Below are 15,007 nucleotides of genomic sequence, written 5' to 3' on the forward strand. Positions count from 1 at the left end.
GGGCATCACCCCTGTTGTAACCGATAGAGGCGTGCGAAGTGGCCATCGGCCCGCCGCAGCAGCTCGGCCGGCGGTCCCATTTCGACAATGCGCCCCTTGTCGATGACCACGATGCGATTGGCGTGACGAACGGTGGAGAGGCGGTGCGCGATGATCAGCACCGTTCGGCCCTTGCAGATGGCCTGCATGTTGGTCATAACGGCGCGCTCGGATTCATAGTCGAGCGCGCTGGTGGCTTCATCGAAGATGAGGATGCGCGGGTCGGACACCAGGGCCCGGGCGATCGCCACGCGCTGGCGCTGCCCGCCGGACAGGCTTGCACCATGCTCGCCGACGATGGTGTCGTAACCCTGGGGCAGGTCCACGATGAAGTCGTGCGCGCCGGCCAACCGGGCGGCCTGCATGACGCGCTCCATCGGCATGCCTGGATCGGCCAGGGCGATGTTTTCCCGCACGCTGCGGTTGAAGAGGAAGTTTTCCTGCAGCACGACTCCGAGCTGGCGCCGCAACCAGGCGGGATCGGCCAGTGCCAGGTCCGTGCCATCCACCAGCACGCGGCCGCGTTCGGGTACGTAGAGGCGCTGGATCAGCTTGGTAAGCGTGCTTTTGCCGGAACCGGACCGCCCCACGATGCCGACGACCTCGCCGGGCCGTATGTCGAGCTGGATGCCCGACAGCACTTCCGCCGTATCGGGGCGATAGCGAAAACCCACGTTGTCGAACGTTATCCGGCCCTGGATGCGCGGCATGGCCAGACGACTGCCGCCCGGCTCTGTCCGCGTGTTGAGGATGTCGCCCAGGCGATCGACCGAAATGCCGACCTGCTGGAAATCCTGCCAAAGCTGCGCCAGGCGCACGATGGGCGCGGCCACCTGCCCGGACAGCATGTTGAAGGCAATGAGCTGGCCGACCGAGAGCGAACCATCGATCACCAGCCGGGCGCCGCCATAGAGAATGGCGACGGTGACCAGCTTCTGCAGCAGTTGAACGCCCTGCTGCCCGATGTTGGCCAGGCGTGTCACCCGGAATCCCGCGCTGACATAACCGGCCAACTGGTTGTCCCAGGCCCGCGTCATGCGTGGATCGATGGCCATGGCCTTGACGGTGGCCATGCCCGACACGGTCTCCACCAGGAAGGACTGGTTATCGGCGCCCCTGGCGAACTTTTCATCGAGGCGGGCGCGCAAGGCGGGCGTGATGGCTGCGGACCACAGGGCGTAGAGCGGCAGCGAGACGACGACGACCAGGGTCAGCCAGCCGCTGTAGAAAAGCATGACCGCGATAAAGACGAAGGTGAACAACAGATCCAGCAGCGAGGTCAGCGCCTGGCCGGTCAGGAAGTTGCGGATGTTCTCCAGCTCCCTGACGCGCGCGATGGTGTCGCCGACGCGCCGGGATTCGAAGTAGGCCAGCGGCAAGGCAAGTACATGCCGAAACAGCCTGGCGCCCAGCTCGACGTCGATGCGGCTGGTGGTATGCGCGAACACGTGGGTGCGCAACGCGGACAAGGCCACGTTGAACAGGTTGATGGCGACCAGCCCAATGGTGATGACGGTCAACGTGGTCAGGGCGTGGTGTACCAGCACCTTGTCCATCACGACCTGGAAAAACAATGGCGTGACCAAGGCAAAGAGTTGCAGGCATAGCGAGCAGACCAGTGCCTCGATCAACAACTTGCGGTACTTCACCACGGCCGGAATAAACCAGCTGAAGTCGAACTTGGCCATATCCGCCTGCACGGATGCGCGCGAGGCCACCACCAGCAGCCGTCCACCGTAATGCGCGGTGAAGTCCTCTCGCGTCCAGACGACGGGGCGGCCAAGGCCGAGATCGTGAACCAGCACCTTGTCGGCATCGACCCTGGCCACCACGAAGGCACGCGCCCCTTCCAGCAAGGCAAGCGCTGGCAGGGCCGTACGCGCTACGCGCTCGGCGGGCTGCTTGATTACCTTTGCCTTGAGGCCAAGCTTTTTCGCGGCAAGGAGCAGGGCGGCATCGTCGAAAGGCCGGGTTCCCAGGCCCGACTCATGGCGCAGTTGCTCGGCGCTGGCGGCGATGCCGTGGAATTGGGCGAGCAGTACCAGGCCCTGCAGGGCCTGGTCCTCGGTGGCGGAGAAGGCGGGCTGGCCGTTTTCCGGTGGCGCCTCCCTGCCCCGGTCTCGGGTGCCTGACAGAGCCTCCATGCTTTCTGCCCCTCTTTGTCCATGGAACGGTCCCGGCAGGTAGGCGTGTCGCCAATGGAACGATTCGCCGATGCGCGTCGTGTCCTGGCAAGTCCGGGTGGCTTGCGAGGCTATCTTGTTCCCTGGCCGCGACCAGTCGATCTTTGCCTGACATGGAGAAGGCGTATCGGGGGCCGGGTTGTAGGGTTAGTCTTGATAGTCTGTTCAAAGGCTCCGCGAGGGTGGCTACCCTCTCAAATTTCCAAGAGATAAGGGGGGCAGGGAGAGAGCTTGTGGTCACACGGCGACTTCGGGCAGGCCCAGAAGCACCCGGGTCACCGATGCGCCCATAATGGCCCCCTTTCCCGGCTTGAGCCTTCCATGCGCCCATTCGTCGACTGGCTGGCACGGATCGATCCCGGCACGCATCGCCGGATCAAGGGGCTGCGGCTGGTCACTGCCTATGGCATCGCGGCGGCGCTTGGTTCGCTGCACGACGTGGCGCACACCTTCGACACCACGCTTTCCGTGGGCTCGCTGGCGGCGGGCTTCGCCTTGTGGGCCAGCGTGTCGGAGGCGGGCCACTCGCGGCCCCAATCCAGCCGTGATCTTGCCCTGCTCTGCCTGGCCGCGACGCTGGGTTCGCTGGCGCAGGCCCTGCTATCGCCCGTGCTGGCCCCGCTGGGCAGGGGCGTTCCTGAGCTGGTGCTGGTGAGCGGCGCCTTCCTGGCCAGCTATCTCAAGCGCTACGGCATGCTGGGCGCGGGCCTGGGCTCGCAGGTCTACATCGGCCAGTTGCTGGCCTACGGCATGCAGCCCGAGGCGACGGACTGGCCGGCCATCCTGGCGGCGGGCGGCATCGCCGCCGTGGCGTCCATCGTGCCGCGCCTGCTGTCCGGGCCCGCCGAGCGTCCGGCCGAGGTCGCCGCGCTGTCGCCGGTGGGCATGGGCCGCCGGCATCTTTCAGCGCCGCTCGTCATGGGCATACAGGCCGCCTTCGCCTCGCTGGTCGTGGTGGCGCTCAATGCGCGATTCGAGCTGCGCGAATCGGCCTGGGCCATCACCGCATGCACTTACGTCGTGGCCGGCAGCGCCACCGGCACCGCGCAGCGCGTGCGCCGCCGCATCGTCGGCACCCTGGTCGGCGTGCCGCTCGGACTGGCCTGCCTGCCGCTGGCCGAACATGCGCCGCTGGTGATCTGGACGCTGGCCGCACTGGCCATGGTGATCTACGCCATGGCCTTGCCCGAGCGCTACGACGTCGCCTGCGCGGCGTTCGCCTTCACCCTGATCGTGACGCTCGCCGCCTCGGGCGAGCATTCCGTGGCGCTGCTCAGCGCGCGCATCTGGCAGACGCTGCTCGGCGGCGCGCTGGGGCTGTTGGCGGCACGCCTGATCCTGCCGCTGCGCGACACAGACGCGCCGCCAGCGCGCGCCTGACGTCAGCCGTCGGCGCTGACCACGGTATTGCGGCCGCGCTGCTTGGCCTGGTAGAGGCGGCGATCGACCAGTTCCAGGAAGGCCAGGCGGTCGTCGCTGGGCATCGGCACGACCGTGCCCACGCCGATACTGAGCGTGATCGCCTTGCCCGCCATCGAGCGCTCGTGCGGTATCCACTCCTGCGCCATCAGCTCCTGGCAGCGCACGGCGACCCGTCGCGCGGCGGCCGCGTCGGTCTCGGGCAGCACCAGCACGAATTCCTCGCCGCCGAAGCGCGCCAGGAAATCGTGCGTGCGGCGCACCGCCTTCTCCAGCGCCTTGGCCACCATCTTCAGGCAGTAGTCGCCCTGCACGTGGCCGTAGTGGTCGTTGTACTGCTTGAAGTAGTCGATATCGAGCATGAGCAGCGACAGCGGCTGGCCGCTGCGCCGGGCGGCGTCCCAGTCCTCATCGAACACCGCGTCGAAGCGCCGGCGGTTGGCGATGTCGGTGAGGCCGTCCTTGAACGACAGCGCCTCCAGCTCGCGCTGCAGCTCGATCAGGCGCTGCTCGGTGCGCTTGCGTTCGCTGATGTCGAACATGAAGCCGACCAGCGCCTCCACGCTGCCATCCTCACGACGCACCACGTGCACCACGTCGCGGATCCACACGTAGCTGCCGTCCTTGCACAGGGCCCGGTAGTCCGCCTCGTGGTCGACGCCGGCCTGGGATTGGGCCACGCAGAAGTTCACCGCCCACTCGCGGTCCTCGGGATGGATGCGGTCGGCCCAGTCCTGCACGCTGGCCCAGCTGGCCGGTTCCCAGCCGAGCAGGGCCTCGATCTGGGGACCGATATAGGAGAAGGTCGCGCTGTCCCAGTGGATACGCCAGGGAATGGCCTTGGTGGATTCCAGCAGGGTCTTGTAGACCATGCTTTCGTCTTCCAGCTTTGCTTCGGTATCGGACATGAGGGCGTCGGCTCGGGATGAAGGGTTATCCCGCGATGCCAAGCAACCATCGTGCCCCGGGCGCCAAACGCCACGCCGGCGCGCCCTGCGCGGTGCGGAAGTGTGACCGCATGAAATCGACGTAGCCCTCCTCGGTCAGTTCCCGACGCGCCTTGACGAAACCGCGCGCGTCGTCGCCCACCAAGTGCCGTCGGTGGTTGCCTCCGCTGTGGGAGCGCACCCTGTGCGCGACTGCGGCGCTACGGCGTTGCCGCTCCGTAGGTTTGTCGCGCACAGGGTGCGCTCCCACATTAAGTAGAGTTCAGCGCAGGCCGGTTTCCGCGCGGGCGATCACGATGCGCTGGATCTCGCTGGTGCCTTCGTAGATCTCGGTGATCTTGGCATCGCGGAAATAACGCTCCAGCGGCAGTTCCTTGGAATAACCCATGCCGCCGTGGATCTGCACGGCCTGGTGGGCGATCCACATCGCCGCCTCGGACGCGGTGAGCTTGGCCACCGAGGCCTCGGTGCCGAAGCGGCCGCCGTTCCTTTCCGCCTCGCCCTTGGTCCAGGCCGCGCGCAGGGTCAGCAGCGTGGCCGCGTCCAGCCGGCACTTCATGTCGGCGATCTTGGCCTGAGTCATCTGGAAGCTGCCGATCGGATGGCCAAACGCCTTGCGGTCGCGCACCCATTGCAGCGTCGCCTCGTAGGCGGCGCGGCCGATACCCACCGCCTGCGAGGCGATGCCGATACGGCCGGCGTCCAACACGCCCATGGCGATGGCGAAGCCCTTGCCCTCCTCGCCCAGCAGGTTTTCCTTCGGCAGCACGTAGTCGGAGAACTCGATCTCGCAGGTGGCCGAGGCGCGGATGCCCAGCTTGGGCTCGCTCTTGCCGGCATGGAAGCCGGGCAGCTGGGTGTCGACGATGAAGGCCGACACGCCCTTGGCGCCGATGCCCGGCGTGGTGATGGCGAACAGGATGATGTAGCGCGCCACCGGGCCGGAGGTGATCCAGCTCTTCTTGCCGTTGATGACCCAGTCGCCATCCGCGTTCCGGGTGGCGCGGGTATGCATGGCCGAGGCGTCGGAGCCGGACTGCGGCTCGGTCAGCGCGTAAGCGCCGATCGCCTCGCCCTGCGCGATGGCACGCACGTACTTCTGCTTCTGCTCTTCCGTGCCGTGCTTGAGGATGCCGTTGCAGAACAGTGAGTTGTTGACCGACATGACGGTGGCGGTGGCGGCGTCGGCCGCGGCGATCTCGATCATCGCCAGCACGTAGGCGATCGGGTCCATGCCGGCGCCGCCATACTCGACCGGCACCTCGATGCCCATCAGGCCGAGCTGGCCCATCTCGCGGATGTTGTCCAGCGGGAACTCGCCCTTGGCGTCCAGTTCCGCCGCCACCGGCACGATGCGCTTCTGCGCGAAGTCACGGGCGATCGCCTGGATGGACAGCTGGTCTTCGGTAAAGCGGAAATCCATGAACGGCTCCAAGGGGAAAGGAGGAAGCCGGACATTTTAGCCCGCCCCGCCCAAAGCCTCTGTGCGGGTGCAGCACGGCGCTGCCGTGCTTTGCCCGCTTTTTGTAGGAGCGCACCCAGTGCGCGACCGCTGCCACGCTTCAACGCCGCGGTCGCGCACTGGGTGCGCTCCTACAGGGAGACCATAGGGAAACCCTGGAACTTGACGCGCCGTGCGGCCAGGCCTAGCCTATTGCATCTCTGTATCGCGATATAAGGATGCCTGATGGATCTGGCCACCGCTTCCAGCGTGCTGCGCCTGCTCGCGGATCCCACCCGCGTGCGCCTGCTCGCCCTGCTGGAGCGCGAGGAGCTGACCGTGGCCGAGCTGGCCGCCGTGCTCCACCTGGCCCAGCCACGCGTGTCCACCCACCTGGCCAAGCTCAAGGAAGCCGACCTGGTGCGCGACCGCCGCGCGGGCGTTTCAGCCTACTACCGCGCCAACGGCGAGACCGACGAGCACCTGCGCTCGCTGCTCGGCTCGCTGCGCGAGGGCATCGACGACGCCCTGTTGCGCGAGGATGCCGACCGCCTGCCCGGCGTGCTGTCCCAGCGCGCACGGGAAGCTGGCTGGGCCGACACGGTAGCAGGCGACATGGAACGCCACTACTCGCCCGGCCGCACCTGGGAGACCCTGGCGCGCTCCCTGCTGCAGTTGCTGGAAACCGGCGACGTACTGGACATCGCCTCCGGCGACGGCATCACCGCCGAGTTGCTGGCGCCGCACGCGCATTCCATCGTCTGCGTGGACAGCAGCGAGCGCGTGGTGGAAGCGGCCACCCAGCGCCTCAAGTCCTTCTCCAACGTGGAAGTGCGCCGTGGCGACATGCATGCGCTGGAGCTGGGCGATCGCCGCTTCGACCTTGTACTGATGCAGCACGCCCTCACTTACGCCGAACACCCCGCCAAGGCGGTGGCCGAGGCCGCCAGCCGCCTGCGCAGCGGCGGCCGCCTGCTGGCGGTGACGCTGGGCAAGCACGACCACCGCGCGGTGGTGGAGCCGTTCGACCATCGCAACCTGGGCTTCGCCGCCAACGAACTGCGCGGCTTCGCCGAGGCCGCCGGACTGGATGTCCTCAGCTGCACGCGCCTGAGCCGCGAGCGCAAGGCGCCGCATTTCGAAGTGATCAGCCTGCTCGCACGCAAACCCTGAAGCATTCCAAGCGAGACATTCCATGAGCACGCTTCCCTGGCTGCATCCCGAGCGCGTCGCCCTACTGGAAAGCGGGCTGCGCGAACGCATCCTGATCCTCGACGGCGGCATGGGCACCATGCTGCAGCGCCATGCGCTGGACGAGACCGCCTTCCGTGGCGAGCGCTTCGTGGATGGCCACGACAGCGCGCACGCGCACGACCATCCGGGCAGTTGCGACCTCAAGGGCAACAACGACCTGCTCACGCTGACCAACCCGGACATCATCCGTGGCGTGCACGAGGCCTATCTCGAAGCCGGCGCGGACCTGATCGAGACCAACACCTTCAATTCCACCCGTATCAGCCAGGCCGACTACCACCTGGAACACCTGGCCTATGAGCTGAACCTGGAAGGCGCCCGCCTGGCCCGCGCCGCCTGCGACGCATGGGAAGCCAGGACGCCCGGCAAGCCGCGCTTCGTGATCGGCGTGCTCGGCCCCACCAGCCGCACCGCCTCGCTGTCGCCGGACGTCAACGACCCGGGCTTCCGCAACGTCACCTTCGAGGAGCTGGTGGGCAACTACACCGAATCGGCCGGCGGCCTGATGGACGGCGGCGCCGACCTCATCATGGTCGAGACCATCTTCGACACCTTGAACGCCAAGGCCGCGCTGTACGCGCTGAGCGAATTGTTCCGCCAGCGCGGCGCGCGCCTGCCGGTGATGATCTCCGGCACCATCACCGACCGTTCCGGCCGCACCCTCTCGGGCCAGACCGCCGAGGCGTTCTACTACTCCGTGCAGCACGCGCGGCCGCTCTCGGTGGGCCTCAACTGTGCGCTCGGCGCGGCCGACCTGCGCCCGCACGTGCAGACCCTGGCCAACGTGGCCACCTGCTTCGTCAGCACGCATCCCAACGCCGGCCTGCCCAATGCCTTCGGCGAGTACGACGAGACGCCGGAGCACATGGCCACCGTGATCGGCGGCTTCGCCCGCGATGGCCTGCTGAACCTGGTCGGCGGCTGCTGCGGCACCACGCCCGCGCATATCAAGGCCATCGCCGAGGCGGTGCACGACGTCGCGCCGCGCAGGCTGCCCGCCGAGCGGCAGGAGGCTGCATGAAACTCCCTCTCCCTTCCGGGGAGAGGGCTGGGGCGAGGGGTCAACCTGGCCTCGCGCTCCCCTTCATGCGCGCCCGGATGAATTCCATCGCCAGCCCTGCCCCCTCACCTCGATCCTCTCCCCGCCGGGGAGAGGAGGACAACACATGATGCCTCGCTACACCCGACTCGCCGGCCTCGAACCGCTGGTGCTCACGCCCGACCTGTTGTTCGTCAACGTCGGCGAGCGCACCAACGTCACCGGCTCGGCGCAGTTCCGCAAGCTGATCAAGGAAGAGCGCTACGAGGAAGCGGTGGACGTGGCGCGCCAGCAGGTGGCCAGCGGCGCGCAGATCATCGACGTGAACATGGACGAGGGCCTGATCGATTCGGAGGCGGCGATGACGCGCTTCCTCAACCTGATCGCGGCCGAACCGGACATCGCCCGCGTGCCGGTGATGGTCGACTCCTCCAAGTGGAGCGTGATCGAGGCCGGCCTGCGTTGCCTGCAGGGCAAGGGCATCGTCAACTCCATCTCGATGAAGGAGGGCGAGGACGTGTTCCTGGAGCACGCCCGCAAGGTGCAGCAGTACGGCGCCGCCGTGGTGGTGATGGCCTTCGACGAACAGGGCCAGGCCGACACCTGCGCGCGCAAGGTCGAGATCTGTTCGCGCGCCTACGAACTGCTCACCAGCAGGCTCGACTTCCCGCCCGAGGACATCATCTTCGATCCCAACATCTTCGCCATCGCCACCGGCATCGATGAGCACAACAACTACGCGGTGGACTTCATCGAGGCCACCCGCGAGATCAAGCGCCGCTTCCCGGATTCCCACATCTCCGGCGGCGTCTCCAACGTGTCGTTCTCGTTCCGCGGCAACAACACGGTGCGCGAGGCGATCCATTCGGTATTCCTCTACCACGCCATCAAGGCGGGCATGGACATGGGCATCGTCAACGCCGGCGCGCTGATGATCTATGACGACGTGCCGGCCGAACTGCGCGAGCGCGTCGAGGACGTGGTGCTCAACCGCCGTGCGGACGCCACCGAACGCTTGCTGGAGATCGCCGACAGGTACAAGGCGAAGAAGGGCGAGGTGGTCGTCGAGAACCTGGCCTGGCGCGAGAAGCCGGTGCGCGAGCGCCTCAGCCACGCGCTGGTGCATGGCATCGACCAGTACGTGGTCGAGGACACCGAAGCCGCCCGCCGGGAGACCAAGCGCCCGCTGGACGTGATCGAAGGCCCGCTGATGGACGGCATGAACGTGGTCGGCGACCTGTTCGGCGCCGGCAAGATGTTCCTGCCGCAAGTGGTCAAGTCCGCCCGCGTGATGAAGAAGGCGGTGGCGCATCTCATCCCCTACATCGAGGAAGAGAAGGCGCGCACGGGCGATGCCGGCAAGTCCAACGGCAAGATCGTCATGGCCACGGTCAAGGGCGACGTGCACGATATCGGCAAGAACATCGTCGGCGTGGTGCTCCGCTGCAACAACTTCGACGTAGTGGATCTCGGCGTTATGGTACCCACGCAGAAGATCCTGGATACCGCCATCGCCGAGAACGCCGACATCATCGGCCTGTCCGGCCTCATCACGCCCTCGCTGGAGGAAATGAGCCAGGTGGCGCGCGAGATGCAGCGGCAGAACTTCTCCATCCCGCTGATGATCGGCGGCGCCACCACCTCGCGCGCGCATACGGCGCTGAAGATCGAGCCGCACTACAAGTCACCCACCGTATGGGTGAAGGACGCCTCGCGCGCGGTCGGCGTCGCCCAGTCGCTGGTCAGCAAGGACCTTGTGGACACCTTCATCGCCAAGGTGCGCGCCGAATACGCCGAAGTGCGCGAGCGCCATCGCCAGCGCGGCAGCGGCAAGCCGCTGGTGCCGCTGTCGAAGGCCCGCGCCCAGCGCTTCACCACCGACTGGGCCGGCTACGAACCACCCCAGCCGAGCCAGCCCGGCCTCACCGTGTTCGACGACTACGACCTTGCCGAACTGCGTGCGTATATCGACTGGTCGCCGTTCTTCAACGCCTGGGAACTGGCCGGGCGTTATCCGGCCATCCTCGACGACGAGATCGTGGGCAAGCAGGCACGCGAGCTGTTCGACGATGCCCAGGCCATGCTGGACACGCTCATTGCCGAGAAGTGGCTCACCGCGCGCGGCGTGATCGGCTTCTGGCCCGCCGCCTCCGTGGGCGACGATATCGAGATCCGGCAGGAGGACGGCAGCGCCGCCGTGCTGCATCACCTGCGCCAGCAGGCCGACAAGCCGGTCGAGCGCCCGGACTTCTGCCTGTCCGACTTCATCGCGCCCAAGAGCGCCGGCAAGCACGACTGGGTCGGCGGCTTCGCCGTCACCGCCGGCGTCGGCATCGATGCGCATGTCGCGCGCTTCGAGGCCGCGCACGACGATTACTCGGCGATCCTGCTCAAGGCCCTGGCCGACCGCCTGGCGGAAGCCTTCGCCGAACGCCTGCACCAGCGAGTGCGCCGCGAATTCTGGGGCTATGCGCCGGACGAGACGCTGGACAACGCGGCGCTGATCGAGGAGGCCTACCGCGGCATCCGTCCAGCGCCCGGCTACCCGGCGTGCCCGGACCACACCGAAAAGGCCACGCTGTTCCGCCTGCTGGACGCCACCGCCCGCACCGGCATCGCTTTGACCGACGGCTTCGCCATGTACCCCACGGCCGCTGTGTCAGGCTGGTATTTCTCGCACCCGGACAGCCAGTACTTCGTGGTGGGCCGGCTCACCCGCGAACAGGTCGAGGACTATGCCAAGCGCAAGGGCTGGACCCGCGAGGAAGCCGAGCGCTGGCTGGCGCCCAATCTCGACTACGACCCGGATTGACCCGCTCTTGCGGGAGCGCACCCTGTGCGCGACAAGCCTGCGGAGCGATGGCGTGCGGCCGTCGCGCACAAAGTGCGCTCCCACAGCAAAGCTCCCACAGGAAGAGCAGATGCGTGATTGCTCAGACTTCGCTTTCCACCAGCGAGCGGCGCCGTACCTCGCGCATGTGCACGACGAGGTTGTAGATCGACACGAAGGCCGGGAAGAAATTCGACAGGATGCCCACCGAGTCGTTCTTGCCGAAGATGAAGTAGGACAGCAGCAACGCGCTGCCGACCACCGACAGCCACCAGAACGACAGCGGCATCACCACGCGGCCGAGCTTGCGGGTGTAGTACAACTGCACGAACCAGCGGCTGGTGAACATCACCGAGCCCAGGTAACCCACCATCTTCCAGGGCGTGAACTCGAAGCGGTGCAGGGCCTCGAGGATATGGTTGAGTTCATGCTGCAGCAGGTCCATGGCCGGCGACCGAATGACGGGGAAACCGGGTATTGTACGCGTCCACCTTTCAGCCAACTGCCAAGCCCCGGCTTTGCCGCCCCCCAAGGCTTGACCTGGCATCCGGCACCCCGTATATTTGCGCGCTCGGCGGGCGATTAGCTCAGCGGTAGAGCACTGCCTTCACACGGCAGGTGTCGCAAGTTCGATCCTTGCATCGCCCACCAACAAGCTCAGCAAAAAGGCCACCTCCAGGGTGGCCTTTTTCGTTTCATTCAAACCCTTGGGAGCCGGGCCGTTCCATGACGCCCCGTCCTGCTGAATGGGCAGGATCGCTTCGAAATTTGCGGCCAGGGTTCATGGGTCGAACTTGACCAGGTCCTTGAAGATCAGGTGACCCCAGCTATTGCCGCGCGCGTGCACAAGCAGTCCACCTTCCGAAAGCTTGCCAAGCTGGATCGGCGCGAAACCGAGATTTTCCGCAAGCGCACCGATCTCCGCGGCGGCGGCGTCATCGTCGCTCGCCAGGAATACGACCCTCCTGCCACCATGCACGGCCGGATCCTGCTCAAGGACGGCAGCGACCAGGTGGTTGAAGCCTTTCACCAGCCTGGCTCCGGCGAACGCCTTCGCGACGACGGCAGAGGACGGGAGACCATCCAGTTCCCCGAGCGGGGCCAACGTGTTCATCGCGTCGACGATGGTCTTTCCCTTCCAGTTGGGCAGCGCCTGCGCGACCTCCGGGTGCGACTCGAAGCGGACGGCCAAAAAGATGATGTCCGCCTTGGCGGCTTCCGCCAAGGTTCTGGGAATGATCGTAGGTCCGATCGCGGCCGCATCGGAGGCAAAGCTGGCCGGGTCGCGCGTGGTTGCCACGGATACTTCGATACCGTTGCGGGCAAACGCCTTGGCAAGCGCGTGGCCGATCTTGCCGAAGCCGATGATGGCGTAGCTCATATGTTCTCCTTCGGTTTTTCGATGCGGTCAGAGCTTGTAGCCGCCGCTCGCCTCGATCGTCTGGCCGGTCACCCAGTGGCCATCATCGGAAGCCAGGAACGCCACGACGGCGGCGATTTCCGAAGGCTCGCCAAAGCGTCCCAGCGCGATTTCGGCCTCGACCGCCTTGACGAGTTCGGGATTCTCCCGGAGGGCGGCGTTCACGTCCGTTCGGGTGTAGCCCGGCGCTACGGCATTCACGGTGATTCCGCGCGGCCCCAGCTCGGACGCGAGCGCTTGGGTCAGGTTGTTGATGGCCGCCTTGGCCATCGAGTAGACGGGCGCGGCTGTCACGGGTTTCGTGGCGGCGGCGGAAGAGATGTTGATGATGCGCCCGCCATCGGCGAGACGATCCAGGGCGGCCTGGACGATGAAGAAGGGCGCGCGGGCATAGACCGCCATCAGGGTGTCCCAACTGTCCGGCGTCGCGTCCTTGAAGCCGACCCAGCCGGAATTGCCGGCGTTGTTGACCAGGATGTCGAGCGCTTTGCTTCCGTTCCGCGTGGTGAACTCGTCGTCGAGTCTCTCGAACAGGGACGGGACGGTCGCCGGGTCAACGAGGTCCGCGTGGATCGCGAATGCCGCGCCTCCCGCTTTCCCGATGGCCGCGACCACCTCGTCCGCGCCGGCTTTGCTGGCGTTGTAGGTCAGCGCGACCGTCGCACCCTCCTTTGCCAGACGTTCGGCGATGGCGCGGCCAATGCCCCGCGATGCCCCGGTAACGAGAGCGGTTTTGCCATTCAGTGATTGTGCCATTCGATTTTTCTCAGATTTGGGCCAGGCCGCCATCGACGGCGACCTCGCTGGCGGTCATGAAGCTGCTGTCCGGCGACGCGAGAAAGGCGGCCACCGCCCCGATTTCAGCCGGGTCGGCCATGCGCCGGAGTGGAGTCATCGAGCCGAAGGCTTTCACGCCTTCCTCGCCCAGCGCTTGCTTCGCCAGCTCGGTCGCCGTCGGCCCGGGCGACAGCACGTTGACCCGGATGCCGGTGCCCTTCAGGTCCTCCGCCCAGGTCCGTGCGAGGTTGCGCACGGCCGCCTTGCTCGCGCTGTAGGCGCTGAATGCCGGGGCGCCCGTGGTGCCGGCGCTCGATCCGGTCAGGATGATCGAGCCGCCCTGGCCCATCAGGGGCAGTGCCTTCTGGACCGTGAAGATCGAACCCTTCACGTTGGTGTCGAAGATTTCGTCAATGTGCTCGGCGGTGATCTCGCCGAGCCGAAGCGGGCTTCCCGCCCCGGCATTGGCGAAGACGATGTCGAGGGTTCCATGCTCGGACTTCACCGCCGCATAGAGCCGGTCTAGGTCGGCCAGATCGGAGACCGAGCCCTTCACCGCACGGGCCTTGGGCCCAAGGTCGGCCACGGCGGCGTCGAGCGCTTCCTGCCGGCGACCGAAGATAAAGACGAAAGCGCCCTCCTCGATGAACCGCTTTGCCGCGGCGCGGCCGATGCCGGTAGCGCCACCGGTGATGACCGCGACCTTACCTTCGAGCTTTCCCATGACTGTCACCTTTGATTGTGTCGGACGGCTCCCTGTTCCCATGGACACAAGGAGGCTGTATCTTTTGGATCACTGATCCAGATCCCAAGTCGATCAAATGGATCACTGATCCGAATATATGGACCAGTGATCCGCTTGTCAAGGTAGTCATGCGAGCCGACGCAAAAAAGAATCGCAGTCAAATCCTCACGGTCGCGCGCGATGTCGTCACCGAGCATGGTGCCGACGCGTCGATGCGCGATATTGCCCGCCGGGCCGGCGTCGGGTTGGCCACGCTGCTTCGTCATTTCCCCACGCGGGAAGCCTTGTTCGAAGCGTTGCTGTGTACCCATCTGGACGCATTGACGCGGAAGGCAGACGAACTCGAAGCGTCGGCTCCGGCTGACGAAGCACTTCTTACCTGGTTTCGAGCATTGGTGGCCTTCGCGCAAGGCTATAAGGGCGTCGTCGCCATGATGGCGGCCGCCCACACGAACCCGGACTCCGCCCTTTATGCCTCGTGCGAGGCGGTGCACTCGGCAGGCGCGCGACTGCTGCGCCGTGCCCAGGACGAGGGAACGGCGCGCGCCGATATGAATGGGGACGATCTGTTCGCCCTGATAACGGCGCTCGGCTGGGCGGTCGACCAACCCTCATTCGCGCCACGGGCCGATCATCTGGTTCATCTCATTACGAGCGCCATCCTGACAAGTCGGCCTGGCCAGGATGCCAGGAAGGCGACGTAACAGAGCGCAACGCATCGTTGCCTGCGTTTTCGTGGCTGTGGCAACAGGCTGCCCCCGCGGTGTCGGCCATCCGTCGATGGGCCCTGGCGACCCCGCCCAGCAAGGGTGTCCCTGGCACCCTGCTCGCCCAGCAGGGCGATGATGCTCAAGGACACGATGCCGACCAGCCGCTTGTCGCGGTCCATGCCGGCAGGGCGCCTGACGCCGAG

The 15,007-nt window shown here is 66.4% G+C and carries 12 protein-coding genes and 1 tRNA gene; 6 read left to right on the forward strand and 7 right to left on the reverse strand.

Annotated elements, in window-relative coordinates; genetic code table 11:
- Window positions 1-5: 5 nt before the first annotated feature.
- The gene (locus MJ605_RS15090; protein ID WP_243042370.1) at window positions 6-2,183 is read right to left on the reverse strand and encodes a type I secretion system permease/ATPase; all 2,178 of its coding nucleotides are present in this window, start codon (window positions 2,181-2,183) and stop codon (window positions 6-8) included.
- Between the two features lie 360 nt (window positions 2,184-2,543).
- Here MJ605_RS15090 and MJ605_RS15095 point away from each other — a divergent pair, with 360 nt between their 5' ends.
- The gene (locus MJ605_RS15095; RefSeq protein ID WP_243042371.1) at window positions 2,544-3,602 is read left to right on the forward strand and encodes an FUSC family protein; all 1,059 of its coding nucleotides are present in this window, start codon (window positions 2,544-2,546) and stop codon (window positions 3,600-3,602) included.
- Between the two features lie 2 nt (window positions 3,603-3,604).
- Here the strand turns inward: MJ605_RS15095 and MJ605_RS15100 are convergent, their stop codons facing one another.
- Both MJ605_RS15100 and MJ605_RS15105 read right to left on the reverse strand, forming a co-directional pair.
- On the reverse strand, window positions 3,605-4,549 hold the full coding sequence (locus MJ605_RS15100; RefSeq protein ID WP_243042372.1) for a GGDEF domain-containing protein: 945 nt from the start codon (window positions 4,547-4,549) through the stop codon (window positions 3,605-3,607).
- Window positions 4,550-4,850: 301 nt separating this feature from the next.
- Window positions 4,851-6,011 carry an acyl-CoA dehydrogenase family protein gene (locus tag MJ605_RS15105; RefSeq protein WP_243042373.1) on the reverse strand — a complete coding sequence of 387 codons (1,161 nt, stop codon included), beginning with the start codon at window positions 6,009-6,011 and terminating at the stop codon, window positions 4,851-4,853.
- 264 nt (window positions 6,012-6,275) lie between these two features.
- Here MJ605_RS15105 and MJ605_RS15110 point away from each other — a divergent pair, with 264 nt between their 5' ends.
- The 3 genes from MJ605_RS15110 to metH all read left to right on the forward strand — a co-directional run bounded on the left by MJ605_RS15110 (window position 6,276) and on the right by metH (window position 11,134).
- On the forward strand, window positions 6,276-7,202 hold the full coding sequence (locus MJ605_RS15110; protein ID WP_243042374.1) for an ArsR/SmtB family transcription factor: 927 nt from the start codon (window positions 6,276-6,278) through the stop codon (window positions 7,200-7,202).
- A gap of 22 nt (window positions 7,203-7,224) precedes the next feature.
- Window positions 7,225-8,304 (forward strand): homocysteine S-methyltransferase family protein, encoded by a 1,080-nt coding sequence (locus tag MJ605_RS15115; RefSeq protein WP_243042375.1) that lies wholly within the window; start codon window positions 7,225-7,227, stop codon window positions 8,302-8,304.
- Window positions 8,305-8,449: 145 nt separating this feature from the next.
- Window positions 8,450-11,134 carry a methionine synthase gene (metH, locus tag MJ605_RS15120; RefSeq protein WP_243042376.1) on the forward strand — a complete coding sequence of 895 codons (2,685 nt, stop codon included), beginning with the start codon at window positions 8,450-8,452 and terminating at the stop codon, window positions 11,132-11,134.
- Window positions 11,135-11,255: 121 nt separating this feature from the next.
- On the opposite strand, the gene MJ605_RS15125 is transcribed toward metH, so the two are convergent.
- Window positions 11,256-11,597, reverse strand: a complete 342-nt coding sequence (locus tag MJ605_RS15125) for a lipid-A-disaccharide synthase N-terminal domain-containing protein (protein WP_243042377.1) — start codon at window positions 11,595-11,597, stop codon at window positions 11,256-11,258.
- Between the two features lie 131 nt (window positions 11,598-11,728).
- Here MJ605_RS15125 and MJ605_RS15130 point away from each other — a divergent pair.
- A tRNA-Val gene (locus MJ605_RS15130) sits at window positions 11,729-11,803 on the forward strand.
- Window positions 11,804-11,933: 130 nt separating this feature from the next.
- Here the strand turns inward: MJ605_RS15130 and MJ605_RS15135 are convergent.
- From MJ605_RS15135 to MJ605_RS15145, 3 genes are read right to left on the reverse strand one after another with little or no spacing between them, the layout of a single operon-like run.
- On the reverse strand, window positions 11,934-12,533 hold the full coding sequence (locus MJ605_RS15135) for an NADPH-dependent F420 reductase (RefSeq protein WP_243042378.1): 600 nt from the start codon (window positions 12,531-12,533) through the stop codon (window positions 11,934-11,936).
- Window positions 12,534-12,560: 27 nt separating this feature from the next.
- The gene (locus MJ605_RS15140) at window positions 12,561-13,328 is read right to left on the reverse strand and encodes an SDR family NAD(P)-dependent oxidoreductase (protein ID WP_243042379.1); all 768 of its coding nucleotides are present in this window, start codon (window positions 13,326-13,328) and stop codon (window positions 12,561-12,563) included.
- Window positions 13,329-13,338: 10 nt separating this feature from the next.
- On the reverse strand, window positions 13,339-14,073 hold the full coding sequence (locus tag MJ605_RS15145) for an SDR family NAD(P)-dependent oxidoreductase (RefSeq protein WP_243042380.1): 735 nt from the start codon (window positions 14,071-14,073) through the stop codon (window positions 13,339-13,341).
- A 149-nt stretch (window positions 14,074-14,222) separates the two neighbouring features.
- Here MJ605_RS15145 and MJ605_RS15150 point away from each other — a divergent pair, with 149 nt between their 5' ends.
- Window positions 14,223-14,798: a TetR/AcrR family transcriptional regulator gene (locus MJ605_RS15150; protein WP_243042381.1), complete on the forward strand. Its 576-nt coding sequence runs from the start codon at window positions 14,223-14,225 to the stop codon at window positions 14,796-14,798.
- The last annotated feature ends 209 nt before the right edge of the window (window positions 14,799-15,007 follow it).

The organism is Dyella sedimenti (genome assembly GCF_022760995.1).
Taxonomy (GTDB): domain Bacteria; phylum Pseudomonadota; class Gammaproteobacteria; order Xanthomonadales; family Rhodanobacteraceae; genus Dyella; species Dyella sedimenti.